The organism is Vibrio sp. 1F169 (assembly GCF_041439605.1).
In the GTDB taxonomy this organism is placed as follows: Bacteria; Pseudomonadota; Gammaproteobacteria; order Enterobacterales; family Vibrionaceae; genus Vibrio; species Vibrio tasmaniensis_A.
This window is the reverse complement of sequence record NZ_JBGOOI010000008.1, coordinates 27,314-53,825: the sequence shown is the minus strand read 5'-3', so window position 1 is coordinate 53,825 and position 26,512 is coordinate 27,314. Positions and strand designations below refer to the sequence as shown.

The window sequence follows — 26,512 nt, the reverse complement described above, 5'->3', positions numbered from 1 at the left end:
CTAGACTTCCTTAGTCACTCGCATCACTTCTTCTAAGGACGTTACCCCTTTCAGAACTTTGCTCAAGCCATCATCTCGAATACTTGGGGTTGTGCCACGAATCGCTTTCTCAATTGCCTGTTCACCAGCTTCACTGTGAATCAGCTCTTGTACCGAATCGTCAATCATCAGTAGCTCATGAATACCGGTACGACCTCGATAACCTTTATGGCCACACTCTTCACAACCTTTTGCATGGTACAGTGTGAGGCTCTCTTTCTTCTTCAACCCAAACAGCTTTTTCTGTTCTTTATCTGCTTCGTAAGGTTCTTTACAGTCGTTACACAGAGTACGAACCAAGCGCTGAGCCAAAACACCCAGCAGAGAAGAAGAGATCAAGAAAGGTTCAATGCCCATATCACGCAGACGCGTGATCGCACCGATTGCCGTATTGGTGTGAAGAGTCGACATGACTAAGTGACCCGTCAAAGAGGCTTGAACAGCGATCTCAGCAGTCTCTAAATCACGGATCTCACCAATCATTACCACATCGGGATCTTGACGAAGAATGGCGCGTAAGCCGCGCGCAAAGGTCATATCAACCTTAGGGTTTACCTGTGTTTGACCAATACCATCAATATCAAATTCAATTGGGTCTTCAACGGTAAGGATGTTGCGTTCGTTACTGTTGAGTTCTTGCAGGCCAGCGTACAAGGTCGTTGATTTACCCGAACCCGTAGGACCGGTAACCAAGATAATACCGTGTGGACGCTGAATAAGTTTACGAAAGTTCTCGTGGTTCTCTGCCGTCATACCCAAACTGTGTAGATCTAGGCGAGTGGCGTTTTTGTCCAACAGACGCATTACTACACGTTCACCGTGTGAAGAAGGCATGGTAGACACACGCACATCAACCGCTCGGCCACCGATACGTAGAGAAATACGACCGTCTTGTGGCACGCGTTTTTCCGCGATATCCAGCTTAGCCATAACCTTGACACGCGAAACCAACAGCGGAGCCAACTTACGGCTTGGTGCTAACACATCACGCAGCACACCATCAATACGGAAACGGATCGACAGTGACTTTTCGAAGGTTTCGATATGAATATCCGAAGCGCCTTCTTTAATCGCCTCACCCAACATCGCATTTATTAACTTGATGATCGGTGCGTCGTCTTCTGATTCAAGCAAGTCTTCGTCTTGTGGCAACTCTTCCGCTAACGAGAAAAAGTCGTCATTGTCGGCACCAATATCTTCCATTAACTGTCGAGCTTCCGACGAGTCACGCTGATACGCGTCCGTCAGTTTTTTATCAAATTCGTCTGCGCTGATCGCTTGTGGCGTGAAGCCATTTTTCACAACACGGCTCACTTCAATGATCGCCGCCGATTTCAGGGGTTCAACATAATAAAGTACTGGCGCGCGCTCCGGGTGCTGATATTCCAACACCATCTTGTAGCGATTCGCAAAGCTAAACGGCAAGCGCTGATAAGTACGTGCCGCCCCTACCAATTCAGCCATTATTCTGCTTCCATTTGATCGATGAAGGCTTGGATTTCAGCAGGATGATTCATGCTATCGCCAAACTTAGGAAGTACTGGAATATTATCGTTATCCATCAGTTTCAAGCCTTGCTCTGCCTTATACAGTTGCTCAGCACGGATAAAGTTGTATTTGCGTTGTGTGATACCATCTGCCGTCATGCCATCACGAATAATGGTTGGCTTGATGAATACCATTAGGTTCTTTTTCTCAACCTGAGTACTGGTTGATTTGAACAGATGTCCAAGAACAGGAATATCCCCCAAGAATGGGACCTTAGACTCACTCTCCAGTGCGCGCTCGTCAATCAAGCCACCCAACACCAGCATTTGACCATCTTGAACAATCACTGACGTATTTAGCTGACGCTTAGCAAAACGAACATCTACGGCCCCGTTTGCCCCTAATACGTTCGACACTTCTTGTTCTATTTGCAGTTGAACCGAGTCACCTTCATTGATTTGCGGTACGACTTTTAGCTTAATACCCACTTCTTTACGTTCAACCGTTTGGAATGGGTTATCGTTACTTGAACCGGCGGTCGAACCCGTTAGAACAGGCACCTCTTCACCAACGATAAACGACGCTTCGCCGTTATCCATCACCGTGATACTTGGAGAAGACAGAATGTTTGAGTTTGAATCGGTTGCTACCGCACTGATCAACGCTGTCCAGTCGCCCATAACCACACTCATTGCAGCACCATTAACGCCAGAAAGAGCAGATGCTAACGTTGAATAGTCACCCTTTTCTGTCGTGGTTTCATTACGTAGGAAATTATTATCCTTATCGTAAACCGCTTTAGTTGTTGTCGAGTCTTTTGCTTCTTCTAGACCCACCATCACACCGCCAATCGATGCACCGGTATTGCTGTACTGAATCATGGCACCCGTTTCTAGGTTGCCCCACTGCACACCCAGGTTAACGCCGTCACCTTCTGCCATTTCAACAATTAAGGCTTCAATCAACACTTGAGCACGACGGATATCGAGTTGAGCGATCACGTCTTGCAGCGCGTTCATGATGTCTGGCTGTGCGGTAATCACCAACGAGTTAGTATCGCTGTGAGCCGAAATCATCACTTGGTTGCGCTGCGATGAACTGCCTTTGGTTGATGTTTGTTTCTCTGATTGCAGGTTGTCAGACACGCCTTTCAGCACATCGACTAAGTCTTCCGCTTTTGCGTATTTAAGGTAGATAACTTGGTTGTTACCCTTAGTCGCCATTTCAACATCAAGCTGTTCAATCAACTTTCTTAAACGACTGCGTACTTTAGGGTCGCCTGAGATAAGAATTGCATTGGTACGCTCATCGGCAACTAATTTAGGCTGCAGGAAGGCAGGGGTGTTTTTAGCATCTGTGGTTTTACTTAGTGCATCGACTATACGCACCATCTCCGCGGCGGAAGCATTCTTTAGTTCAACGACCTCAATCTCTTTATCACCCGCTTGGTCTACACGCTTGATGATCTCTGCTAAACGGTTTACAACCGCCGCACGGCCGGTAATCAAGATGATATTTGCAGGATCGTAGTGCACCACGTTGCCCGCGCCCGCGTTGTCATTCAGTTGACGAAGCAGAGGAGATAGCTCACGAACCGAGACATTACGAACCGTCACAACACGTGTCACAACGCTGTCGCCTGTGATCGAATCACGGTCGCCAACAACTGGGATTGCCGAGGTTTTAGAATCTTTCGCTTTGATGATCTTAAGAACACCCGAGTCCATTTCAACGACTGCATAGCCGTACACTTCTAATACGTTTAAGAAGAAGCTGTAATATTGCTCTTCATTGAGTACGTCGTAGCTGCGTACATCGATTTTTCCGCGCACCGAAGGGTCGACGATGATCGTCTTCTCTAGATTACGACCAACAATATTAATAAACTCTTGAATATCAGTGCCTTTAAAGCTGGCACTAAAATCACTCGCGATGGCGGCGGGTGTGCAGATTAAGCTTCCTGCCAATAACCATGCACTTTTCTTAAACCAATGCTTCACGTACTTCTCCTACACTTTCGTCCTTCGTTAGACGCAAAGTTTTAAAATTCAATAAACACTTCATGTTGTTGACCATCTCTCTCGACGACGAGATTTAGCTCTGTCAGCTCTGAGATAGAACGGAATATGTTGCCCATAGCAGCGGGGTCTGTCAGGTCTTGCCCATTTAACTGAGTCGCGATATCTCCGTTTTGGAGCCCTACTGAGTTAAAAAGTTCTGAATCTTTGCCTGGACTCACTCGATAACCAATCACTTTATCGTCGCGCTTGACCTGGGACAGTCGAACATATTGGAAGATTTGTTGCGGATCTTTCATTATCTTCGCTTTAATTTCATCTAGCTTTTGCTCTGCTGAAGCAGGGTTATTACCACGAACCGAAGAAGAAGCGCGAGGTGGCGCAGGGGCTGAGACAGCTAAACGCTTGTACTCAATACCTTCAAGCATCAAGGTTTCGTCTCGACCTGAGTTATCAATAATCACACGATCGACTAATACGGCTTTAAGCTTAGCTCTAGTGCCTTCTATCTCTTCATTAATTCCGTAGGTCGCCTGCGTACCGCGATTGGCGATCACGGCTAAGCTCCGTTTTGGATTAGAACTGGCAACAGCACCGACTAAAACTAGATTTAATCGTGTCTTTGGCGCATCTTGGATAACTTGCTGTTCAACCACAACTGGCGTGCTTGGGTTATAGGCACCAAAAAGGTTGCTCCGCTGCAAAGAAGAGATATCAAGGGTCGATTGAGGAGTAGAAGACGATGAAGCTGTTGCTTTCCAAGGCACGACGGTTTGCTCAGCAGGTTCAATAAACCATGCAAGCTGTCCTAAAATCCATGCGGAAGCTGCAATCAACATACAACACATCGCTAGGCTTAGTTTCTGCTGAAGTACAAATCCATTTTCTAATAAGCGGCTCAACACAGGAGAATTTCCTGCGCGATTCTTGAGCTCTAAAAAGTTCACTTTCCTTGCCCCTTTTCATGACGACAAATGCTGCAAATCATTAAACTTTCAGCTTTTTTATTCATTCGTTCGATACCAAGCTTATTTAAGCATAAGATCCTGAACTATATCATAGCAAATCTATAAAGCGGCATTACATGGCTATTTTGTATTATGACTTGAAAAAAATGCCAACCGCCTCCACTTTAAGCTTCTACTTAATGTAATTAAAAGCATGTTGCGCACTGTTCATTACAGTTAAACCGCATTCATTTCTCACTTAATAAGGCGCAGCCCTATATGAAAACTACTAATGAAGCTGTCAGACTCGATAAATGGTTGTGGGCAGCTCGTTTTTACAAAACCCGGTCGATTGCTCGCAATATGGTCGATGGTGGCAAAGTCCACTATAATGGTCAGCGCAGCAAGCCAAGTAAAATTGTCGAACTTGGAGCAGTGATTACCCTGCGCCAAGGTAATGAAGAAAAGACGGTGACAATCGAGAAAATCTCGGCCCATCGTGGTGGAGCTCCTATAGCTCAAACCCTCTATGAAGAAACCACCGAGAGCTTGGCAAAGAGAGAAGAGTTTGCAACACAACGTAAACTGAACGCTCATAGCCCAGCACCAGAACGTCGCCCAGATAAAAAGCAACGTCGTGACATCATCAAGTTCAAGACTCAATAAGCTAGAAGGAATAGCCAAATGGCCAACCCAATGTCTACAAGTAATGTTTTAAATCGCTACCTATTTGAAGACCTATCAGTTCGTGGTGAATTGGTACAGATGGACGAAGCGTACCAACAGATTATTTCTAGCAAGGAATACCCAGCGCCAGTACAAAAGCTGTTGGGTGAGCTACTGGTTTCAACGACGCTACTAACAGCGACTCTAAAGTTTGAAGGCTCTATCACGATGCAACTGCAAGGTGATGGCCCTGTATCTCTAGCTGTTATCAATGGCGATAACGATCAGAAGATCCGTGGCGTTGCTCGCTTTGATGGTGACATTGCCGACGACGCTGGCCTGCACGATCTAATAGGTAAAGGTCACCTAGTGATCACTATCGATCCTAAGAAAGGTGAGCGTTACCAAGGTATCGTTGGTCTTGAAGGTGACACTTTAGCTGAAGTCCTTGAAGGTTACTTCGCAAACTCTGAACAGCTAAAGACACGTCTATGGTTGCGCACTGGTGAGCATGAAGGTAAAGCACACGCTGCTGGTATGTTGCTACAAGTGATGCCAGACGGCACTGGTACGCCAGACGACTTCGAGCACCTAGAGCAGCTAACTGACACAGTTAAAAATGAAGAGCTATTCACTCTAGAAGCAAACGAACTGCTTTACCGTTTGTACAACCAAGAGAAAGTACAACTGTTCACACCACAACCGGTTGAATTCTTCTGTGGTTGTTCACGTGACCGAAGCGGTGCCGCTATCATTACTGTCGCTCAAGAAGAGATCTACGACATTCTTAGCACGGAAGGTAGCGTTGCTCTACACTGCGATTACTGTGGCACAAACTACTCGTTCGACAAGAATGATGTTGACGCTCTGTATGCAGAAGCAGCAGATAAAGGCAGCAATACGGTTCATTAATTTACGGCGTACCAAAAACACGTAATTTACCCCAAAAAGGTCAGCGCAACGCTGGCCTTTTTTGTGATCAAAATATCGCAAACTCCGTAACATCTCGTAATAAAATCACCTCTTAATTTTAATCAATTAATAATGTTCTCTCCTCTAGCGCAAAGGTTTGCGTACAGGATAGACTAGTCAGGCCAATATGTGATGAGGCGCTTAAAACCCCATGGTTAATATGGATATTTTTTGAGCTATATCCCTGTTTCCCCCGAGCCTCGTTGCTAGCATGGTGAGCAGATAACAATAAAAAATTAATACAAAATCCCTACAAAATATCCTACAAGGAGCACCTATGACCGTTATGGAACATACTAAGGCTGCACAAATTGATCTAACTAAGCACGGACTGACTGGCGTTACTGAAGTTCTTCGTAACCCTAGCTACGAGCAGTTATTCGTTGAAGAGACACTGCCAGGTTTGGAAGGCTACGAAAAAGGCGTAGTAACGGAACTAGGCTCTGTTGCGGTTGACACTGGTATCTTTACTGGCCGCTCACCAAAAGATAAGTACATTGTTAAAGATGACACCACGCGCGATACCATGTGGTGGTCAGATCAAGGCAAAAACGACAACAAACCGATTACAACTGAAGTATGGGATGAGCTTAAAGAGCTTGTGACAACTCAGCTATCTGGCAAGCGCCTGTTTGTCATTGACGGTTACTGTGGTGCTAACCCTGATACGCGCTTAAGTGTACGTATTATCACTGAAGTAGCATGGCAAGCGCACTTCGTTAAGAACATGTTCATTCGTCCAACAGACGAAGAGCTAGCAACGTTCGAACCTGATTTCGTGGTAATGAACGGTGCTAAAACAACTAACCCTAACTGGGAAAAGCAGGGTTTAAACTCTGAAAACTTCGTTGCTTTCAACCTAACAGAGCGCGTTCAAATCATCGGTGGTACTTGGTACGGCGGTGAGATGAAGAAAGGCATGTTCGCAATGATGAACTACCTACTTCCTCTGCAAGGCATTGCTTCAATGCACTGTAGTGCTAACGTCGGTGAAGAAGGCGATGTAGCGATTTTCTTCGGCCTATCAGGTACCGGTAAAACAACCCTATCAACCGACCCTAAACGTGAGCTAATCGGTGATGATGAGCACGGTTGGGATGACGATGGTATCTTCAACTTCGAAGGTGGTTGTTACGCCAAGACCATTCGCCTATCTAAAGAAGCAGAACCTGAAATCTACAATGCAATCCGTCGCGATGCGCTACTAGAAAACGTAACGGTTCGTGGCGATGGTTCTATCGATTTTGATGACGGCTCAAAAACCGAGAACACTCGTGTTTCTTACCCGATTCACCATATCGACAACATCGTTAAGCCAGTATCAAAAGCCGGTCACGCTCAAAAGGTTATCTTCCTGACTGCTGATGCATTTGGTGTGTTACCACCTGTTTCTAAACTGACTCCAGAGCAAACGAAGTACCACTTCCTATCTGGCTTCACTGCGAAACTAGCAGGTACAGAGCGTGGTATTACTGAACCAACACCAACGTTCTCTGCGGCATTTGGGGCGGCATTCCTAACTCTTCACCCAACTCAGTACGCTGAAGTACTTGTGAAGCGTATGGAAGCAGCTGGCGCTGAAGCTTACCTTGTGAACACTGGTTGGAATGGCACTGGCAAACGTATCTCAATCCAAGATACTCGTGGCATCATCGACGCTATCCTAGATGGCTCAATCGACCAAGCTGAGACTAAGGTTATCCCTATGTTTAACCTAGAAGTACCACTAGCGTTGCACGATGTTGACCCAGCGATTCTTGACCCACGTGACACGTACACTGACCCTCTACAATGGGAAAGCAAAGCGAAAGATCTAGCAGAGCGCTTCATCAACAACTTTGATAAGTACACAGACAACGCTGAAGGTAAGTCACTGGTTGCGGCAGGCCCTCAACTGGACTAACACAACCATCTGCTCGGGCTTAGCCAAAAGCGAACGTCCAATTTAAAGTGATATTTTTGTAGCAAGCCCCTCTTTTGAGGGGCTTTTTTGTTGCTGCTTGTCCCTTTTTGTTCCACTCTGTTTTGAGACAATTGAAATTTAAGGCTTTCAGGGAATGAAAAAGGTATTCATGGTGTTCGGCATTGCGTTGGCTATCGCCGTTGCAACTATCGCAGCATTGCTATTAAGCCTACAAACCCAATACCGTACGGATATTACTAACTTTTTTATCAAACATGCGATTGAACAACGTGTGCTCATTGAAGATGTTGAGTACCAGGCGCCTTATCACATCACCTTAATGGGCATTACCCAAAGCCAACCTGAAAAACAAACACCGCTGTATATCGACAAGATTGACCTTTGGTTCAGCTCCAGCTCGATTACGGAGGCCAAACTGGTCTTTGAATCCGTTTTAATCAGTGGCCTACAGTTAGAAGCCGACGACCTAGAAACGTTCACCTCTTTATTTACCCAGCCAAGCATTAAGATCCACCAGCTGGCCATCAACAATCTCGACTTTTCAACCCCAGACTTTAACGCGCGAGGCATCGATCTTCAGATCTCCGACCCAACGTGGAACAACGACAACTCACTTCTACCTTATGGAAAAACCCAACTTTCTGCCTCACAGCTGTATTGGCAAGGCGAAGCGTTCGATAACCTGTTGATTGACCTAGATCTTAAACCAAGTGATAGCACCCTGTATGGCGCTTCGTTTGACTGGCGTGGTGCCAAAATTTCTGGTCAAGCAGAGCAGTATCAGCAAGATTGGTCGTTGGTGAATGTGACCGTCGATGGCTTGCGACTCAATCAGAAACAGACCCAAAGCCTACTAAGCAAAGAATGGGATGTGGCAGGTATTCAGATCAATCACATCAATAGCTTAGATATTCTGCGTAGCGATGTAGAGTGGCAAGATGGCCACCTCGCAGCTTTTGATGCCTCGTTAGAAAATATCCAACTGCCTTTTGAGCTGTGGAAGCAACAGAGAGCCATTTTCTCTCTGCAAGCAGAGGGAGTGAGCATTGATGATGACATGTTCATCGAGCCAAGTATCAAGCTCAATTTAGCTCCGAACCAGATTCTGATTGAAGACTTCTATACTCAATTCCTACAGGGCACTGTTCAACTTAATGGCAAAGTAACCCCTAACAGCATTCTATTAGCACAGCTCGACCTGCAAGGTATAAAGTGGATTACGGAAAGCCAAGATAGCCCTCTACCCGCCACTCGCTTGATACCTTGGCTCACGCAGCTCCAGAATGTCGAAATTAGCCGAATTAACATAGAACGCAACCAACTTATCCAACTTGCACAAAAGCCTTACTGGCAGGTCTCAGGATTACATATCGAGGGGTATCAAGTTCAACTTTTACAGGATAGAAAGCTAGGTCTGTGGCAAGGAAAGCTGATGGCCAGCGCGAATGATGCCAGCTATCAAAACATTATTAGCGCACAGCCGGTGGTTGAGATGAATAGCGAGCAAGGAAAATGGACGCTGACACGCCTGTTTATGCCACTAAAGCACGGCTATATTGAAGCCAACGCAACACTCGACTTCAACAAAATCAGTAAGCCATGGAGCTTAGAGATCTCTGCCGATGGATTACCGATAGCCCCCATGTTACAGCAACTTGAACTACCGCTCGACGCAACCGGTTATGGCGAATTTGAACTTCAAGCTGCGGGTTTATACGGCGATTCATTAATGCTCGGCTATTCCACAACAGGTCAACTCACTGGTAGCGTTCGCCAAGGTGTGATGACCTTTAATGATAAGCTTTCTGAAACATCGACTGATAACGTATTTGAAATCCCAGAGCTCAATGCGAATTTTGACCGTGGACGCTTCACACTTGAACCAGTGCACATTATTGGTGCATCGGCAGCAGAGCAAAGCGAACAAAGGATTCAAACGTTAAATGGCGAAATTTCTGGAGAGCTCGACTTGCTAAAAACCGAGCAACACACTCTCTCTATTTCACTATCCGACCCATGCCACCAAATATCAGGAAAGCTCACCCAAGCTGAGTATTCCGAGATTAACGACTGCCAACAAAAAAGCGCCACTCCACAAGAGTAGCGCCTTCTATCTGTATCTTTATCTGCTAGCCATTGTCAGCTATACGCTTACGTTGGAGTCTGTTGATAATCTCTTTTTGTAGTCAGGGATCAGCATATAGGTTCCCGTAAACTCAACCGCCTCCACGTCGCCACTGTTAATGGTCACGTGAATGATGATACGAGCTTTTCTTCCAGACGCGAGGCGATCTAAATCGCCACTGATCCCATCCAATGACGTGGATGCCACTGGGTTTTGCTCAACTGGATGACGGTAACGAATATTACTATCTGCTAGTACAATATCACCTGTCAACCCACGCTCCTTCATTAGTAACCAAGTCATACCCCAACCGGTTAAGGTCGCCAAGGTAAAGGCTGAGCCAGCAAACATGGTGTTATGAGGGTTAAGGTTTGGATTCAACTGAGCACTACACTCGAACTGATAACCCGTGTATTGGTTAATCTTGATGCCCATCTTGTCACTGATCGGAATCTGATGCTCCCAGCGCTGCTGAAGCTCATTACACCATTCTGGTTTGCGCAGTACATCAGCCATTGGATCAAGAGGTTTTACCATCTGTTGGTGACGCACAGGCCCACGTTGGTCGTTAATCTCACCACGACGCTCAAACTCATTCTTCTCATAGAATGAGATCGCATCTTCACGAGCATTACACACCAAACGCTTCGCACCTTCTTGACGTGCCAGTGACTCTAGCGCAACCAAGATAAGTGAGCCCATGCCTTTGCTTTGGCGAGAGTTCTTCACCGCCATATAGCGAATCTGCCCCTCTAGATCTGGGGTGATATAGAGACGACCAATCGCCATCGGGCGACCTCGACCATCAACAATCATGCGATGGTGACTCATTGGGTCATATTCATCGCGCTCTGAACCGACCGGCATTCGCCAAGGTTCACGGAGCATTTGCCAACGAAAATGGTAATACTTGTTCAGTTGATTTTCGGTGGTCGGGGTTATGAGTTTAAACATGCTTATTCCTTTAAGCCTAAACCTGCAGCCAGAATGTCACTGGGCCATCATTAACCAAAGACACTTTCATGTCGGCTGCGAATCGGCCACGTTCCGTTGGCAACACTGATTCACATTGGTCAGAGAAGTAGTTGTAAAGACGCTCTGCATCTTCTGGGTGAGCACCGCGAGAAAATCCAGCTCGTGTCCCTTTCTTGGTGTCAGCTGGCAAAGTGAATTGAGACACCACTAATACCTTACCTTCTACCTGCTTCACGTTAAGGTTCATTTTATCGTCTTCATCTCCAAAGACACGATAAGTGGTCACTCGTTCCATCAAACGTTTGGCTTTGGCTTCGTCATCACCTTTTTCTACACCTAACAGAACTAATAAGCCTTGCTCAATCTCACCCACTACTTCGCCATCAACACGGACGGCAGCTTCACTTACTCTCTGGATCAGTGCTATCACTGTTGTTTCCTTGCTCTGTAATTTTGTCTTTATCCGACGAGTGTACCATTTCTTGAGAGTCACTCCACTGTTCCTGCTCGCCCAACGCGGCCGTCACTTCAGCACCCACTAACACAATCAACCAGCACAAATAGACCCAAACAAAAAGAATGGGAATCGCCGCTAATGCGCCATAAATCAACTGGTAAGACGGAAACTGAGTAATGTAAGCTGCAAAGCCTTTCTTGCTGAGTTCGAACAACAGAGCCGCCACTAGAGAGCCAGCTGCCGCATGAGAAAAGTGAATCTTTTTGTTGGGAACCAACAGATACAGACCGAAAAACGCAAAGAATGAGGTAATCAAAGGGAGCTTGCGAATCACGGTATTAAAAGCACTCGACACGACTTCGTTTTGTAACAAGTTTAATGATGTCACATACGACGTTGCAGCAATGCTCGCTCCGATCAAAATAGGCCCAAGTGTTAGCACCATCCAATACATCGAAAAAGACAACACAGCACGTCGCTTTTCCGTTACTCGCCAGATGTAGTTTAGGTTTTTATCAATATTGGAGATCAGCATCAGAGCGGCAATGAATAAGAACACACTGCCCACCGCCGTCATCTTGCCGGTATTAGCAACAAACTCCAGTAAAGCACCATGCACCGCATCCCCGGAAGCGGGAACAAAGTTGGTAATAACGAAGTTTTGAATCACTAAACCAACATCAGCAAAAACTGAAAATGACGACAAAATAGAGAGCAAAACCGTCAACATCGGTACGATCGAGAGCAAAGTAATGTACGCCAAGTACCCTGCATTCACATTAACTCTATCGTGCGTCATCCGCGTAAGAAGATAGCGGGAAAACTGGATGCTTCCTGTAGCTGCCTTTTTTATCTTCAACTTGTAACTCCTTGGTAACTCGTTCATAGTCCTAATTAATATTCCGTTATATTAATCACAGTAAGTAAATGTTCGAAAATAGCGTAGGAAAAAGGCTTGAGAACAAGGAAGCCCTTCTCGGCAAAGAATAGTTTCGATAAGTAGTCATTCTACAATCAAAAATTCTAACGCCGTTATCGAGCATTTTAACAAGCTAGGTTGAGCAGTTATTTACTACGATTGATATTATTTAACTATGGGAAACTAGGATGCCTTATTTAATAGTTATAGTCCTCTCTATTTTTACTCTTACTGGATGCCAATCAGCTTATTACTCCGCCATGGAGCAAGTGGGTTACCACAAGCGTGACATTATGGTTGATAGAGTGGAAGACGCTAAAGAGTCGCAACAGGACGCTCAAGAAGAGTTTACTAGCGCACTTGAAGCTTTGAGTAGCCTAACTAATTTTAGTGGCGGCGACCTTGAAGACATGTACAACAAGATTAATGATAAATACCAAGACAGTGAAAAAGCCGCACAAAATGTCAGTGACCGCATTGCTGCGATTGAAGATGTGTCGGATGCGCTATTTGCAGAATGGCAGGGAGAGTTGGACCTTTACACCAGCGATTCACTGCGTCGTTCAAGTGAGAAAAAGCTGCGTGAAACCAAATCATCTTACCAGACCATGCTTTCAGCGATGAAACGGGCTGAGAAGAAAATGGATCCGGTACTCAACACTCTTCGCGACAACACGCTTTATCTCAAACACAACCTCAATGCGAGTGCCGTTGGTTCATTGCAGGGAGAGTTTATGAGCTTAGAAAAAGACATCGCCTACGCAATAACACAGATGAATGCTGCGATAGCTGAGTCGGATAAGTTCTTAGCACAACTCAACCAAAAATAACGTTTCAGAGACAGGACACGATGAAGCCTATCATTATTACTGGCGGTCCCGGAGCCGGAAAAACAACTCTGATTAACGCCTTGGGTGACATGGGTTACCCAACCTTCGCAGAGTCCTCTCGCCACCTGATAGAACAGCAGAGCCAACTTGAGAACGGTATCTTACCTTGGTTAGACCTACCGGGCTTTGCTCGCTTGTGTTTAGACGTGATGAGCGAGCAAAAAGAGCAAGCGAAGCAGCACCAAATTGCTTTTCTTGACCGTGCGATTCCAGATATCTGTGGTTACTTAGATCAGGCTAATCTTGAGATTGATGCGAACTACCGAGAAGCGAGCCAAGGCTACCACTCACAAGTCTTGTTCTGTCATCCTGAGGCATCGATTTACGTACAAGATGATGTGAGACCTTATCCGTTTGAGGAAGCGTTAGACATTCACCACGCGCTAGTCAGAGTCTATCAAGAGCTTGGCTATGAGGTTGTCGAGGTGCCATTTATATCAGTCGATGAGCGGCTTCAATTCGTTGAGCGTTACTTAGGTATCAAAAGCTAGATCCCCAACTCGGTCGTCCCTCCCTCTTGAGGATGACGAATACTTAAACGCCTTTCGTATCTCGCATCTCGTTTACCCGTATCAACTCTAACACCACATAAAACAAAAGCCCCGAGCAGCTAGGCTACTCGGGGCTTTCTTATTTATTCTAAAACGTATTGCTTGAATAGCTAGAAGCTAGTCAGCTGGCGATTAAGCCTTAGCTGGACGTGCTGCACGCTTACGTTCGTTTTCAGTAAGAAGCTTCTTACGGATACGTACGTTTAGTGGCGTTACTTCTACTAGTTCATCTTCATCGATAAACTCAAGAGCTTGCTCTAGAGTGTGCTTGATCGGTGGAGAAAGAACTTGTGCTTCATCAGTACCAGATGCACGAACGTTCGTTAGTTGCTTACCTTTCAGACAGTTTACTGTCAGGTCGTTTGAACGGTTGTGAATACCGATTACTTGACCTTCATAAACTTCATCAGCGTGCTCTGTAAATAGACGACCACGAGCTTGAAGGAAGAACAATGCGTAAGTCAGTGCTTTACCAGTCGCGTTCGAGATTAGAACACCGTTGTTACGTTGACCAATGATACCGCCTTTGTAAGGACCGTAGTGATCGAACGAGTGGTAAATAAGACCAGAACCAGACGTCATTGTAAGGAATTCAGTTTGGAAACCGATAAGACCACGAGAAGGCATCATGAAGTCCATGCGAACACGGCCTTTACCATCTGGTGCCATATCTGTTAGCTCACCCTTACGTAGACCGATGCTTTCCATGATCGCACCTTGGTGCTCTTCAACTACATCGATAGTAACCGTTTCGAACGGTTCCATTTTCTGACCATCTTCTTCTTTGATGATTACTTCTGGACGAGATACTGCTAGCTCGAAACCTTCACGACGCATGTTTTCGATCAGGATAGAAAGGTGAAGTTCACCACGGCCTGATACGCGGAAACGGTCTGGACTTTCAGTTTCTTCAACACGTAGTGCAACGTTATGAACCAATTCTTTTTCAAGACGCTCAAGGATGTTACGTGAAGTTACAAACTTACCTTCTTTACCCGCGAACGGAGAAGTGTTTACTTGGAACGTCATTGTTACTGTTGGTTCATCAACAGACAGTGGTTCCATTGCTTCAACAGTGTTTACGTCACAGATAGTGTCTGAAATTTTCAACTCACCAAGACCTGTGATTGCAATGATGTCGCCAGCGTTAGCTTGTTCTACTTCGTGACGCTCAAGACCTAGGTAACCAAGTACAGTACCTACTTTACCGTTACGTTTTTTGCCTTCAGCATTCACGATAGTTACTTGTTGGTTTGGCTTAACAGAACCACGAGTAACACGAGCAACACCGATAACACCTACATAAGAGCTGTAATCAAGTTGCGAAATTTGCATTTGTAGTGGACCGTCAAGGTCAACTGCTGGCGCTTCTACTGTATCAACAACAGCTTGGAACAATGGTTCCATGTTCTCGCCAGTTTCACCTTCAGTCATTGTTGCCCAACCGTTTAGAGCTGAAGCGTAAACAACGGTGAAGTCTAGTTGCTCATCTGTAGCACCTAGGTTGTCGAAAAGGTCGAATACTTGATCCATAACCCAATCAGGACGAGCGCCTGGGCGGTCAATCTTGTTGATTACAACGATTGGCTTAAGACCGTGTGCGAATGCTTTTTGCGTTACGAAACGAGTTTGAGGCATTGGGCCATCAACTGCGTCAACGATAAGCAGAACAGAATCAACCATAGACATGATACGCTCAACTTCACCACCGAAGTCCGCGTGTCCCGGAGTATCTACGATGTTGATGCGGTAATCATTCCAGTTGATTGCTGTGTTCTTAGCAAGGATTGTAATGCCACGCTCTTTTTCGATGTCATTCGAATCCATGACACGCTCTTCAGCTTCACCACGAGACTCAAGAGTGCCTGACTGTTGTAGTAGTTTATCAACCAAAGTCGTTTTACCGTGGTCAACGTGCGCGATGATCGCGATATTTCTTAACTTATCAATCTGTGGAGTAGACATGGATTCTCGATTCACTCATAAAAGTAGCCGTCACTTATCTCAAAAGTTTGGATAATAACCGCTAGCTTGATTTAAAAAACGGTCAATAATATACCAGATTCTAGACAAAAACCCAGAAATATGTGATCTGAACCAAGGCTTTTTTCTTTATTAGCGATTCATATCCGCTTAACTTTGGTTCCGTACAGTGTCTAGTCGACTAATTCGTAGGGTTATCGAAAAGTATCACCCGCGAAGTGGGCAACCAAATCTCAGGTAAAATAACAAAAGTGGATTGACAACTTAGGCAATTCATTGCTGAATGGTGTTCGCTTATGTCTCATCTTGGTGCACAGATAAATAGTTGCACCAATACCGTGCAACCAAAGATCATTTTGGTGCAAAAGTCAGAGTTCGCAAATCAAGAAAACAAGTAAATCATTGAAATTAATGGAATAATTTTTTTGGCACGTTTTTGGCTATAGATAAATCAGCATCGATTAATGCACGTATAGACATTAATCAATGCTGGTTTCAACCGAATCGAGCTAATACCGAATTAATAACACTGGAGGTTATCCAAGATGTCAGTAGAAAATGTACTATCCCTGATCCAAGAGAACGAAGTTAAATTTATCGACTTACGTTTTACTGATACAAAAGGTAAAGAGCAGCACATCTCTATTCCTTCTCACCAAGTTGATGCAGACTTCTTCGAAGAAGGCAAAATGTTTGACGGCTCTTCAGTAGCTGGTTGGAAAGGCATTAATGAATCTGACATGGTAATGATGCCAGACGCAGCTTCTGCTGTACTGGACCCATTCACAGAAGATGCAACGCTAAACATCCGTTGTGACATCCTTGAGCCTGCAACAATGCAAGGCTACGACCGTGACCCACGCTCTATCGCTAAACGTTCTGAAGAATACCTACGTTCTACGGGTATCGCAGACACAGTTCTAGTGGGTCCAGAGCCAGAATTCTTCCTATTCGATGACGTTAAGTTCTCAAACGACATGTCTGGTTCGTTCTTCAAGATTGATGATGTAGAAGCAGCTTGGAACACAGGTTCTGACATCGAAGGCGGTAACAAAGGTCACCGTCCTGGCGTTAAAGGCGGTTACTTCCCAGTAGCTCCTGTCGATTCATCTCAAGATATCCGTTCAGCAATGTGTCTAGTAATGGAAGAGATGGGCCTAGTTGTTGAAGCTCACCACCACGAAGTTGCAACTGCGGGTCAAAACGAAATCGCAACTCGCTTCAACACGCTAACAACAAAAGCGGATGAGACTCAAATCTACAAGTACGTTGTACACAACGTTGCGCACGCATTTGGCAAAACAGCGACATTCATGCCTAAGCCACTAGTTGGTGACAACGGTTCTGGCATGCACGTTCACATGTCATTGAACAAAGATGGACAAAACTTGTTTGCTGGTGATAAGTACGGCGGCCTATCTGAAATGGCTCTTTACTACATCGGTGGTGTAATCAAGCACGCTCGCGCAATCAACGCATTTGCTAACCCATCAACGAACTCATACAAGCGTCTTGTACCTGGTTTCGAAGCACCTGTAATGCTTGCTTACTCAGCACGTAACCGTTCTGCTTCTATCCGTATCCCAGTAGTACCAAGCCCGAAAGCACGTCGTATCGAGCTACGTTTTGGTGACCCAGCAGCTAACCCATACCTATGCTACTCAGCAATGCTTATGGCTGGCCTTGACGGTATTAAGAACAAGATCCACCCTGGCGAAGCTATGGATAAAGATCTATACGACCTTCCTGCAGAAGAAGCAGCTGAAATCCCAACAGTTGCAGAATCTCTACAAGGTGCTCTAGCAGCACTTAACGAAGACCGTGAGTTCCTAACGGCTGGTGGCGTATTCTCTGACGACTTCATCGATTCTTACATCACTCTGAAATCTGATGACGTACAGCGCGTGAACATGGCTACACACCCACTTGAGTTTGAACTGTACTACTCAGTTTAACCCTTAGTCGGTTAGCATGTAATTCTTACTGCAGTAAAAGCTATTGCAACATGTAAGAAGCACTAAAAAATATTAGGCTCGCCTCGCAGGCGGGCCTTTTTTTTATTCTCCCTCCCCCAGCTTCCTCGTACCATATCTTAAACAAAGCCCTCAGAGGCTGTTGCTATAAATACAATAAAATCAATAACAAAACTAACGTCAAACGTGAAAACACCTAACGGTGGAAAGAGGCTAACGATATGAAAAACATACTGTTCCTAATCGGATTAACAGTCGCATTCTCGTGCTCTGCTCAAACGGTGTACACCTGGGAAGATGAGGATGGTGTGCTTCACTTTAGTGATACCCCTACCGATCGAGGTGCGGAGGCTCTGCGCCTACCTGACGTACAAGCTTCCGCGCCTGCTCCTAAATTTGAGGCTTCAACGCCTGTTGACGCTGCAGATCCCTCTACAAGTAAAACGGCAACACCAGCTCAAGCTCAGAAAAAAACAGATAACACGAAACGAGAGGTACCCGCTCAGTTAGCCCTCAGCATGCTGACTCCAGTTCATGATCAAACCATCCGCAGCAACCGTGGCTTAATCCCAATAAAAATAGAACTCAACCGCAAGCTTGGTATTGGAGAGCAGTTGCAACTGATGCTCGATGGTCGTCGTTATGGCGCTCCACAAACCCAACCTAATTGGGAATTGAAAGGTATCGATCGAGGCACTCACACCATTGCAATTCAAGCACATAGAAGCGGCAAGCTTATTGCATCTACTAGTCCAGTCACCGTGTATTTACATCGAGCGACGCTCAAGTAAGCCAATGTGTTAAAAGAGGCCAAATTACCTCTACTTTTCACCTGATCGAAGCAGCTTTCAGCAACTCTAATGAATTATCTTTAGCTTCTGGTTGATATGCGCCATACTTGAACTTAGCTTCGCACCAATTTGGTGCAGTGAGAAAAACACCAGTTCAAGGACGAAATAGTGAATCGATCAGCCAAAAGCGACAGCATAGATACACATCATCTTTCCAGCGCCATTCTCGACAATATGGTGACCTCAACATTGATGCTCGATGAGCAACTGTATGTCCGATATGCCAACCCGGCGGCTGAACAACTCTTTTCGCAAAGTGCACGACGTATCGTTGATCACCCTCTGAGCCAACTTATCCAGCACGCCTCACTGGATTTAGCGCTGTTGACTCAACCGCTACAAAGTGGCCAGAGCATTACCGACAGTGACGTTACCTTTGTGGTTGATAACCGCCCACTAATGCTTGAGGTAACAGTGAGCCCAATCTCTTGGCAGCGAGAAACGCTGTTATTGGTTGAGATGCGCAAGATAGACCAACAAAGACGCCTCAGCCAAGAGCTCAACCAACACGCACAACAACAAGCGGCTAAACTATTGGTGCGCGGATTAGCCCATGAGATTAAGAATCCATTGGGCGGATTAAGAGGAGCCGCGCAGCTACTTGGTAAAATGCTCCCTGATCAGTCCCTTAATGAATATACGCAGATCATTATTGAGCAAGCCGACCGCCTGAGAGCTTTGGTCGATCGCCTGCTTGGCCCACAGAAACCGGGGACCAAATCGGAAGAGAACCTTCACCAAATACTTGAAAAAGTAAGGCAACTCGTCGAGCTAGAATCAGGCTCAACACTCATCATCGAACGAGACTACGACCCGAGCCTACCGGACATCTTGATGGATTCAGCACAGGTAGAACAAGCCATGCTCAACATAGTGAGCAACGCAGCTCAGATTCTGAAGGCTCAAGAATCAGGGAAAATCACCATTCGCACCAGAACGGTGCATCAAGCAAACATTCATGGTCAGCGACACAAACTCGCCGCTCGCATTGAGATCTGCGACAACGGCCCGGGTATCCCCGATGAATTGAAAGACACCCTGTTTTACCCAATGGTCAGCGGACGAGAAGGAGGAACAGGGCTAGGGCTATCGATATCTCAAAACCTGATCGATCAACACAATGGGAAAATTGATGTTGAAAGCTGGCCGGGCAACACCACATTCACGATTTATTTGCCGATATAAGCAAAGCTGTGTCTCTCACTGGAAACAACGTTTCATTGGCAACACTGAATACCGAACAATAAAAACAACAATGATTATCACAATAGATTTGGCTGCAAAGGAATTGAATTATGAGTAAGGGATACGTTTGGGTCGTCGATGACGACAGCTCTATCCGCTGGGTAGTAGAGAAAACACTTTCATCTGCGGATATAAAGTGTGAAACATTTGCTGATGCAGAGAGCGTATTACTTGCTCTTGAGCGCGAGACACCAGACGTTTTGGTGTCCGATATTCGCATGCCCGGCATTGACGGTATTGAGCTTTTGCATCAGGTTCATCAACGCTCTCCCGACCTGCCAGTGATCATTATGACCGCGCACTCAGACCTTGATGCTGCGGTCAATGCTTATCAAAAAGGCGCTTTTGAGTATCTGCCTAAGCCGTTCGATATCGATGAGACACTGACTTTAGTAGAACGAGCAATCGCCCACAGCCAAGAGCAAAAGCGAGAACAGGCGAGTGAAGCAGTAGAAGACACCAACGCGCCAGAAATCATTGGCGAAGCGCCTGCGATGCAGGAAGTCTTCCGCGCCATTGGTCGTTTGTCTCGGTCATCCATTTCCGTACTGATCAATGGTGAATCAGGTACAGGTAAAGAACTAGTCGCACACGCCTTACATCGTCACAGCCCAAGAGCGAAAAAGCCCTTTATCGCCCTGAACATGGCTGCGATTCCCAAAGATCTCATCGAGTCAGAACTGTTTGGCCACGAAAAAGGCGCCTTTACTGGAGCCAACAGTGTTCGCCAAGGACGCTTCGAGCAAGCCAACGGGGGTACTCTGTTTTTGGATGAGATCGGTGATATGCCACTCGATATTCAGACTCGACTACTGCGCGTGCTGTCTGATGGCCAGTTTTATCGCGTAGGTGGACATTCTGCGGTTAAGGTCGATGTTCGTATCGTTGCCGCAACCCACCAAGATCTTGAGCGCTTAGTACATGACGGTGGGTTCCGTGAAGACCTTTTCCATCGACTCAACGTTATCCGAATCCATATTCCGGCACTGCGCGAACGTAAACAGGACATTGAAAAGCTGACTCACCACTTCCTAGCATCAGCCGCTGAAGAGCTTGGCGTAGAAGTGAAGACACTGCACTCAGAGACCATCATGAAGCTCAATCAGCTAAATTGGCCGGGTAACGTACGTCAGCTTGAGAACATTTGTCGTTGGTTAACAGTAATGGCAAGTGGTAGTGAAATACTTCCTTCGGATCTGCCTCCTGAGTTATTGGAAGAGAAGGTTGTGATCAGCGAAGGTACTGATGGTAATTGGCAACAACTGCTGGCTAATTGGGCTAAGAGTGCGCTCGATTCCGGCGAAAAAGAGCTGCTGACTTATGCTCTACCCGAGTTTGAACGTATATTATTAGAGGCCGCACTCAACCATACTAATGGCCATAAACAAGATGCAGCGAAAGTTTTAGGATGGGGAAGAAATACCCTGACTCGTAAACTCAAAGAGTTGTACTGATCTTTATATGCCTCTATATACATATTTTTTAAAGCTAAAAAAGTGTCGCTTGCTTTGAATAGTATCGGTACAATTACAGTACACTATCTATCCAAACTGTAGCTAAAGATGTCTTTGAAAACACAAATTACCTTGAGAACCGCAGTGGTTCTGCCATTCGTGATGATATTTCTCTTCACTATGGGCGTAATGATTTTCACTCAAAAGCAAAGCTACAAGGAGATGGTGAGTGATATTAGTGCGCGCCAACTAACATCACTCACTGATAACGTTCATCAAAGCCTTGCCGATTTTTTAGAAAAGCCATTTCACGCTAACCTTTCACTAAGTCATAACATCGGTTATCACAACCTTTATAAAGAGGGAGATCTTAGTCAGGTTCAAGACTACATCCTTTATAAATTTTCTCGTCATTTCCAAGCTGTTCCCCAACTAGATGTGATTAGTTTTGGCTCTGCAGACGGTAGCTACGTCGGTTTTCGAAAAGAAGTTAACAACGGCTACACTTTGATGGCCCGAGATGACCGAACCCAAGGCCAGCTGGTCATTTATCGTGGCCACACGATTAGCGAAGACATTCGAACCGTGATTTCAGCTTACGACCCAAGAGTTCGCCCTTGGTACACACCTGTCGTAGCACAGAACAAGGCATTATGGTCATCAATTTATGCCAATGCAGATGAACGACAAGAGATCACTTTATCGGCTCTTGCTCCTATCTATAGTGATAACGAGCTCAAAGGTGTCCTTGCCAGCGATATCAAGATCAACACTTTTAATGCATTTCTCAAAGAACTAAAAGATGAAACAGATGCTTCTGTTTATATTATTGATAAGCAACAGCGCTTAGTCGCTCATTCGGGCGGAGGCAGCGTGGTCTCTTGGGGAACAGGACAAACAGACAAAGGCCAGCGCTTGTTAGCAACAGAGAGTGCTAACGCGGTAATACGTGAAAGTGCCCGTTATGTAGATAAGTTTCATCTAATCGATGATTTAAATGTGCAGCGCTTTAGTTTTAATTTAGATAACGAACGATATTTCAATCAACTTACCCCTTATAAAGATGAGTACGGCATCACTTGGATTATTGGTATGTCGATCCCTGAAAGTAGCCTACTTGGTGAATTACCAAAAAACCAAAGAAACAGCTGGTTACTCGGTCTAACGCTCAGTTGCATTGGTATTATCGCTGGATTAATTGCCTTCAATCGCGTAACTCAACCCATCACTTCAACAGCAGGGGCAGCAAAGCGTCTCGCCAAAGGTGACTGGGATACGAGCATGCCAAAAACAGGCAATATCTATGAAATTAGCATGTTAACTGCGTCATTTAATGAGATGACCAACAATTTAAAGGCTTCTTTTCAGGCGTTACAGGCTCAACTTACCTATGACTCATTAACTAAACTGTATAGTCGTGAAGGATTTATTGATACAGCCAAGAAAAACCCTGAAAACGAAAAAGGTACACTTTACTTAATTGGTATTGACCGCTTTCGAGATATTAATGATAGCCTCGGCCATTACAATGGTGACCAACTACTTATCATTGCGGCTGCTCGTTTAAGAGGTACGCTGCCATCGAACTTCCTGTTAGCTCGAACTGGCGGGGATGAATTTGCGATTTACGCTCCTAACATCAATCAAATAGATGATGTCCAGCTACTGACGAGCCGCTTACTTCGAATCTTTACCTCCCCATTTGCCATGGAATCAGAAAGCGTGGTGATCAAAGTATCAATGGGTGTAGTGAATGTCTCGAACGTCAACGACATTACACTGCTGCTACGCAACAGCAGTATAGCCTTGAGCAACGCAAAGCAAGACAAAACCAGTGTCAGTATTTACAACCCAGAAATGGGCAAAGCATCGAGATATCGTACCAAGATGCTGGCACGTCTTAACAAGGCAATTGAGCTTCAGCAGTTCGAGCCCTTCTATCAGCCTATAATCGACCTGGAATCCGGAGCTACCATAGGTGCCGAGGCTTTGGCTCGTTGGGTAACGGACGAGGGTATAATCTCACCTTTGGAGTTCATTCCTTTAGCAGAAGAAACAGGATTGATCTACGACATTGGTAAGCAGATTTTGCACAAGTCATGTCGAGATACCGCAATCGCGATTGAGTCTGGAAAATGGAATAAAGACTTCTCTATTCACGTTAACCTATCTGTCGACCAACTGAGTGAAAGCGGATTCATTGAATTGGTTAAAAGCACGCTGCGTGACACCAAATTACCAGCCCAAAACCTGACGCTAGAGATCACTGAATCACGCATCGTCGACAATGACCAAACCATCATCGATAATATGCTGACGCTAAAAGCACTAGGTATCTCGATTGCAATTGATGACTTTGGTACCGGCTATTCGTCACTGGCTTACTTACACAAACTGCCATTTGATTGCTTAAAGATCGATCGCAGCTTCGTCAGTAAGTTGGAAAAAGAGAACCTAGACAGCTCCATCGTCGCGGCCATCGTCAACATCACCAAGGGTTTCAAAGTAAGTTTGGTAGCAGAAGGCGTTGAAACACAACAACAAGCTGAACTACTCAAGCAGCTTCAATGTCCGTTAGCTCAAGGGTTCTTATACAGTCGTCCAGTTCCGTTTGACCAATGGCCTACCGACCTCGGCACCAAGCAAAATGCCAAGTTTAAAACGAATAACAAAATCGAACAAAACGCAGAGGCCAAACAGAGCACCAAAGAGAACCTCGCCTAAATCAGGCAGAAACCGAATGAGTCAGATACAAAAATGCCAGCATGATGCTGGCATTTTTTATGTTTCTATTCTCTATCGATTTATTAGATGACGCGAGAGAATTGCTGTTGGCGAGCCTTGGCACGTAGGTATTTATCAAAACACATACAGATGTTACGGATCAGCAAACGGCCACGCAAAGTTACGCGGATTTCTTTGTCATCGACTTCAACCAACTCATCGTTGATAAAGGTTTGTAGAAGCTCTAAATCTTCTTTGAAGTAGCGATTAAAGTTAACCGAGAACTCAGATTCGATCATTGTTTTATCAAGCTTGAAGTTACAAATCAGCTGCTTGATCACTTCACGACGTAGAAGGTCGTCACTGTCTAGTGCAACACCTTTCCAAAGTGCATGGCGCAGGTCATTCACTTGAGCGTAGTACTTCTTCAGCTCTTTCTGGTTTTGAGCGTAAGCATCACCGACCATTGAGATAGCAGAAACACCGAAACCAATTAAGTCAGCTTCACCTTGGGTCGTGTAGCCTTGGAAGTTACGATGCAGAATACCTTCACGTTGTGCTACGGCTAGCTCATCTTCAGGTAGTGCGAAGTGATCCATACCAATGAACTGATAACCCGCACCGGTTAGCGTCTCGATAGTATCTTGTAAGATAGCCATCTTCTCTTTCGCTTCAGGTAGGTCTTCATCTTTTATCTTACGCTGCGCAGCAAACAGTTGCGGCATGTGTGCGTAGTTAAATACAGATAAACGGCCCGGCTTCATTTCTAACACTTGCTTCAATGTTTCAGCGAACAAAGCTTGAGTCTGCTTTGGTAGGCCGTAGATCAAATCCAGGTTAGTTGAACGGAAGCCTAGCTCTGTCGCACGTTGAACCATTGCAATAATGAACTCTTCATCTTGCTCACGGTTAACCAGCTTCTGTACTTCTTTATTAAAGTCTTGCACGCCAATGCTCAGGCGGTTGAAGCCTTCATTTCTAAGGTGGTCAAGTACGTCTAGCTCAATCTCACGCGGGTCAACTTCAATACTGATTTCAGCGTCAGCGGTGAAGTTAAACTCTTCACGCAAAATGCCCATCAAACGAGTGATTTGTGTTTTGGTCAAGAACGTTGGTGTACCACCACCGAAGTGCAGTTGAGTCACTTTACGGCCATTCAATAACGAGGCGCGCTGGCGGATTTCATGTTCAATCACATCCAAGTACTCATCCGCTTTATGCGAGTGACGAGTAATGACTTTATTACAACCACAGTAGTAACAAAGCTTGTGACAAAATGGGATATGCACGTAAAGAGAGAGTGGACGATCAGGATATTGAGTACACGCCATGTCGTAATCAGCGACAGTAAACGCTTCATGAAACTCCAACGCAGTTGGGTATGAGGTGTAACGAGGTCCCGAATAGTTGTACTTGTTTAAGATTTCTTGATCCCAAACGATTTGCTGATTCGTTGTTACTGGCTTGCTCGACATAGCGGTACTTCCAATTTAGATCCGCGAGAACCTAAGGTCTCTCAAATCATTTTACATACATTAAAATATAGACGGGTTATTTTGCCACACGACCAGTAAGGTCGTTCCAAGACAAAATCAATTTTTCAGACAAAAACTCAGAACTGCTAGCTTGATCACTAACAAAGCGTCGGGATTAACGAGACGCAAAAGGTAAGAAAGCCCATTTAACATTGTCTATTAAAAAGCAAGGCGACTTAAAAACAATATGCCTTTAAGACAAAGCGTCTTAAAGGCATAGGTATTAAAAGCAGCACGTCTTAAAAATGGAGTGTTCAACAAGCCTCTATATTAAATAGTCTTAGTGACTAGATCATCTGAATGTTGATTTGGTTGTTGAGAGGCTTAACCTTCTCCTGCAACCTTTTCAAATCTTCGATGACCGCATCATTCAAGCGAGTCTCTGCCTTATGGCGCGTGAGATTCTGCTGCATGCGATCTTTCTTCGTCAGTTCCTGTCTTGCATCTCCGCGAGCCATATCTTTTACGATATGGTACAGCTCAGAAAGAGCAGGATACTCAGAATCAAAATCAACACGCTCATCACCCTGAACGTTATCCATAATGATACACACTCGAATACTGATCTCAGGTAAGTCACACTGGCCTTGAATACCCGCTAAGCATAAAGTATTTACGTTTTCGTAAATCGTCGCGTTACGTTTTTCAATGGCAAGTGCTTGATGCTGCTTTTGCAACTCCGTCTGCTTCTTCACTTGAAGTAGAAGGTAACCTGCGTAAGAGCCCAAGCCGAGAATGATAATTCCACCAGCAATTGCTAATAAGGTTACGTTCAT

Annotated in this window: 20 protein-coding genes; 11 read left to right on the top strand and 9 right to left on the bottom strand. The window is 45.3% G+C overall.

The annotated features are described in order from the left end of the window. Genes gspE through gspC form a run of 3 tightly spaced genes read right to left on the bottom strand, consistent with a single transcriptional unit; the run spans nt 1 to nt 4,492 of the window. Nucleotides 1–1,503 (bottom strand): type II secretion system ATPase GspE, encoded by a 1,503-nt coding sequence (gene gspE / locus ACED53_RS05285; RefSeq protein WP_017099563.1) that lies wholly within the window; start codon nt 1,501–1,503, stop codon nt 1–3. Further along, complete coding sequence (gene gspD, locus ACED53_RS05280) at nt 1,503–3,527, bottom strand: type II secretion system secretin GspD (protein ID WP_009848026.1); 2,025 nt, start codon at nt 3,525–3,527, stop codon at nt 1,503–1,505. Before gspD ends, gspE begins: the two co-directional genes overlap by 1 nt. Before the next feature lie 41 nt (nt 3,528–3,568). After that, nucleotides 3,569–4,492: a type II secretion system protein GspC gene (gene gspC, locus ACED53_RS05275; protein ID WP_017099565.1), complete on the bottom strand. Its 924-nt coding sequence runs from the start codon at nt 4,490–4,492 to the stop codon at nt 3,569–3,571. Nucleotides 4,493–4,771: 279 nt separating this feature from the next. Here gspC and hslR point away from each other — a divergent pair, with 279 nt between their 5' ends. The 4 genes from hslR (at nt 4,772) to ACED53_RS05255 (ending at nt 10,158) form a co-directional block, all read left to right on the top strand. Further along, on the top strand, nt 4,772–5,158 hold the full coding sequence (gene hslR, locus ACED53_RS05270; RefSeq protein ID WP_012603005.1) for a ribosome-associated heat shock protein Hsp15: 387 nt from the start codon (nt 4,772–4,774) through the stop codon (nt 5,156–5,158). A gap of 18 nt (nt 5,159–5,176) precedes the next feature. Further along, entirely contained in the window at nt 5,177–6,070 is an 894-nt protein-coding gene (gene hslO / locus ACED53_RS05265; RefSeq protein WP_009848029.1) for an Hsp33 family molecular chaperone HslO, read from the top strand. Between the two features lie 337 nt (nt 6,071–6,407). After that, complete coding sequence (pckA, locus tag ACED53_RS05260) at nt 6,408–8,033, top strand: phosphoenolpyruvate carboxykinase (ATP) (protein WP_009848030.1); 1,626 nt, start codon at nt 6,408–6,410, stop codon at nt 8,031–8,033. A gap of 154 nt (nt 8,034–8,187) precedes the next feature. Further along, entirely contained in the window at nt 8,188–10,158 is a 1,971-nt protein-coding gene (locus ACED53_RS05255; RefSeq protein WP_017099566.1) for an AsmA family protein, read from the top strand. A 39-nt stretch (nt 10,159–10,197) separates the two neighbouring features. Here the strand turns inward: ACED53_RS05255 and ACED53_RS05250 are convergent, their stop codons facing one another. Genes ACED53_RS05250 through ACED53_RS05240 form a run of 3 tightly spaced genes read right to left on the bottom strand, consistent with a single transcriptional unit; the run spans nt 10,198 to nt 12,497 of the window. Next, the gene (locus ACED53_RS05250) at nt 10,198–11,133 is read right to left on the bottom strand and encodes a bifunctional GNAT family N-acetyltransferase/hotdog fold thioesterase (RefSeq protein WP_009848032.1); all 936 of its coding nucleotides are present in this window, start codon (nt 11,131–11,133) and stop codon (nt 10,198–10,200) included. 16 nt (nt 11,134–11,149) lie between these two features. Continuing rightward, complete coding sequence (gene dtd, locus ACED53_RS05245; protein ID WP_004735590.1) at nt 11,150–11,584, bottom strand: D-aminoacyl-tRNA deacylase; 435 nt, start codon at nt 11,582–11,584, stop codon at nt 11,150–11,152. Further along, nucleotides 11,556–12,497 (bottom strand): virulence factor BrkB family protein, encoded by a 942-nt coding sequence (locus ACED53_RS05240; protein ID WP_017099567.1) that lies wholly within the window; start codon nt 12,495–12,497, stop codon nt 11,556–11,558. The genes dtd and ACED53_RS05240 overlap by 29 nt, the downstream gene beginning before the upstream one ends. A 221-nt stretch (nt 12,498–12,718) precedes the next feature. Here ACED53_RS05240 and ACED53_RS05235 point away from each other — a divergent pair, with 221 nt between their 5' ends. Both ACED53_RS05235 and ACED53_RS05230 read left to right on the top strand, forming a co-directional pair. Beyond that, complete coding sequence (locus ACED53_RS05235) at nt 12,719–13,360, top strand: DUF2959 domain-containing protein (protein ID WP_017099568.1); 642 nt, start codon at nt 12,719–12,721, stop codon at nt 13,358–13,360. Between the two features lie 20 nt (nt 13,361–13,380). After that, nucleotides 13,381–13,911 carry an AAA family ATPase gene (locus ACED53_RS05230; protein ID WP_017099569.1) on the top strand — a complete coding sequence of 177 codons (531 nt, stop codon included), beginning with the start codon at nt 13,381–13,383 and terminating at the stop codon, nt 13,909–13,911. 192 nt (nt 13,912–14,103) lie between these two features. Here ACED53_RS05230 and typA read toward each other — a convergent pair whose 3' ends face one another. Next, nucleotides 14,104–15,936, bottom strand: coding sequence for a translational GTPase TypA (typA, locus tag ACED53_RS05225; protein WP_009848036.1), 1,833 nt, complete (start codon nt 15,934–15,936; stop codon nt 14,104–14,106). Nucleotides 15,937–16,499: 563 nt separating this feature from the next. Here typA and glnA point away from each other — a divergent pair. The 5 genes from glnA (at nt 16,500) to ACED53_RS05200 (ending at nt 24,201) form a co-directional block, all read left to right on the top strand. Further along, nucleotides 16,500–17,909 carry a glutamate--ammonia ligase gene (gene glnA / locus ACED53_RS05220; RefSeq protein ID WP_009848037.1) on the top strand — a complete coding sequence of 470 codons (1,410 nt, stop codon included), beginning with the start codon at nt 16,500–16,502 and terminating at the stop codon, nt 17,907–17,909. Nucleotides 17,910–18,148: 239 nt separating this feature from the next. Beyond that, entirely contained in the window at nt 18,149–18,718 is a 570-nt protein-coding gene (locus ACED53_RS05215) for a DUF4124 domain-containing protein (RefSeq protein WP_017099570.1), read from the top strand. A 168-nt stretch (nt 18,719–18,886) separates the two neighbouring features. Further along, nucleotides 18,887–19,963 carry a nitrogen regulation protein NR(II) gene (glnL, locus tag ACED53_RS05210; RefSeq protein WP_017099571.1) on the top strand — a complete coding sequence of 359 codons (1,077 nt, stop codon included), beginning with the start codon at nt 18,887–18,889 and terminating at the stop codon, nt 19,961–19,963. A 110-nt stretch (nt 19,964–20,073) separates the two neighbouring features. Continuing rightward, nucleotides 20,074–21,477: a nitrogen regulation protein NR(I) gene (gene glnG / locus ACED53_RS05205; protein WP_017099572.1), complete on the top strand. Its 1,404-nt coding sequence runs from the start codon at nt 20,074–20,076 to the stop codon at nt 21,475–21,477. Nucleotides 21,478–21,585: 108 nt separating this feature from the next. Continuing rightward, on the top strand, nt 21,586–24,201 hold the full coding sequence (locus ACED53_RS05200) for an EAL domain-containing protein (RefSeq protein WP_017099573.1): 2,616 nt from the start codon (nt 21,586–21,588) through the stop codon (nt 24,199–24,201). An 83-nt stretch (nt 24,202–24,284) separates the two neighbouring features. Here the strand turns inward: ACED53_RS05200 and hemN are convergent, their stop codons facing one another. After that, nucleotides 24,285–25,676 (bottom strand): oxygen-independent coproporphyrinogen III oxidase, encoded by a 1,392-nt coding sequence (gene hemN / locus ACED53_RS05195; RefSeq protein WP_009848042.1) that lies wholly within the window; start codon nt 25,674–25,676, stop codon nt 24,285–24,287. Nucleotides 25,677–26,023: 347 nt separating this feature from the next. Beyond that, nucleotides 26,024–26,512 (bottom strand): DUF2489 domain-containing protein, encoded by a 489-nt coding sequence (locus ACED53_RS05190; protein WP_009848043.1) that lies wholly within the window; start codon nt 26,510–26,512, stop codon nt 26,024–26,026.

What these genes read in the sequence shown, in the direction of transcription:
- hslO (WP_009848029.1), top strand. Translation starts at nt 5,177, where the DNA reads ATGGCCAACCCAATGTCTACAAGTAATGTTTTAAATCGCTACCTATTT.
- typA (WP_009848036.1), bottom strand. Translation starts at nt 15,936, where the DNA reads ATGTCTACTCCACAGATTGATAAGTTAAGAAATATCGCGATCATCGCG.
- hslR (WP_012603005.1), top strand. Translation starts at nt 4,772, where the DNA reads ATGAAAACTACTAATGAAGCTGTCAGACTCGATAAATGGTTGTGGGCA.
- ACED53_RS05240 (WP_017099567.1), bottom strand. Translation starts at nt 12,497, where the DNA reads ATGAACGAGTTACCAAGGAGTTACAAGTTGAAGATAAAAAAGGCAGCT.
- gspE (WP_017099563.1), bottom strand. Translation starts at nt 1,503, where the DNA reads ATGGCTGAATTGGTAGGGGCGGCACGTACTTATCAGCGCTTGCCGTTT.
- ACED53_RS05235 (WP_017099568.1), top strand. Translation starts at nt 12,719, where the DNA reads ATGCCTTATTTAATAGTTATAGTCCTCTCTATTTTTACTCTTACTGGA.
- ACED53_RS05250 (WP_009848032.1), bottom strand. Translation starts at nt 11,133, where the DNA reads ATGTTTAAACTCATAACCCCGACCACCGAAAATCAACTGAACAAGTAT.
- glnG (WP_017099572.1), top strand. Translation starts at nt 20,074, where the DNA reads ATGAGTAAGGGATACGTTTGGGTCGTCGATGACGACAGCTCTATCCGC.
- pckA (WP_009848030.1), top strand. Translation starts at nt 6,408, where the DNA reads ATGACCGTTATGGAACATACTAAGGCTGCACAAATTGATCTAACTAAG.
- ACED53_RS05230 (WP_017099569.1), top strand. Translation starts at nt 13,381, where the DNA reads ATGAAGCCTATCATTATTACTGGCGGTCCCGGAGCCGGAAAAACAACT.
- ACED53_RS05215 (WP_017099570.1), top strand. Translation starts at nt 18,149, where the DNA reads ATGAAAAACATACTGTTCCTAATCGGATTAACAGTCGCATTCTCGTGC.
- ACED53_RS05190 (WP_009848043.1), bottom strand. Translation starts at nt 26,512, where the DNA reads ATGAACGTAACCTTATTAGCAATTGCTGGTGGAATTATCATTCTCGGC.
- glnA (WP_009848037.1), top strand. Translation starts at nt 16,500, where the DNA reads ATGTCAGTAGAAAATGTACTATCCCTGATCCAAGAGAACGAAGTTAAA.
- ACED53_RS05200 (WP_017099573.1), top strand. Translation starts at nt 21,586, where the DNA reads ATGTCTTTGAAAACACAAATTACCTTGAGAACCGCAGTGGTTCTGCCA.
- ACED53_RS05255 (WP_017099566.1), top strand. Translation starts at nt 8,188, where the DNA reads ATGAAAAAGGTATTCATGGTGTTCGGCATTGCGTTGGCTATCGCCGTT.
- hemN (WP_009848042.1), bottom strand. Translation starts at nt 25,676, where the DNA reads ATGTCGAGCAAGCCAGTAACAACGAATCAGCAAATCGTTTGGGATCAA.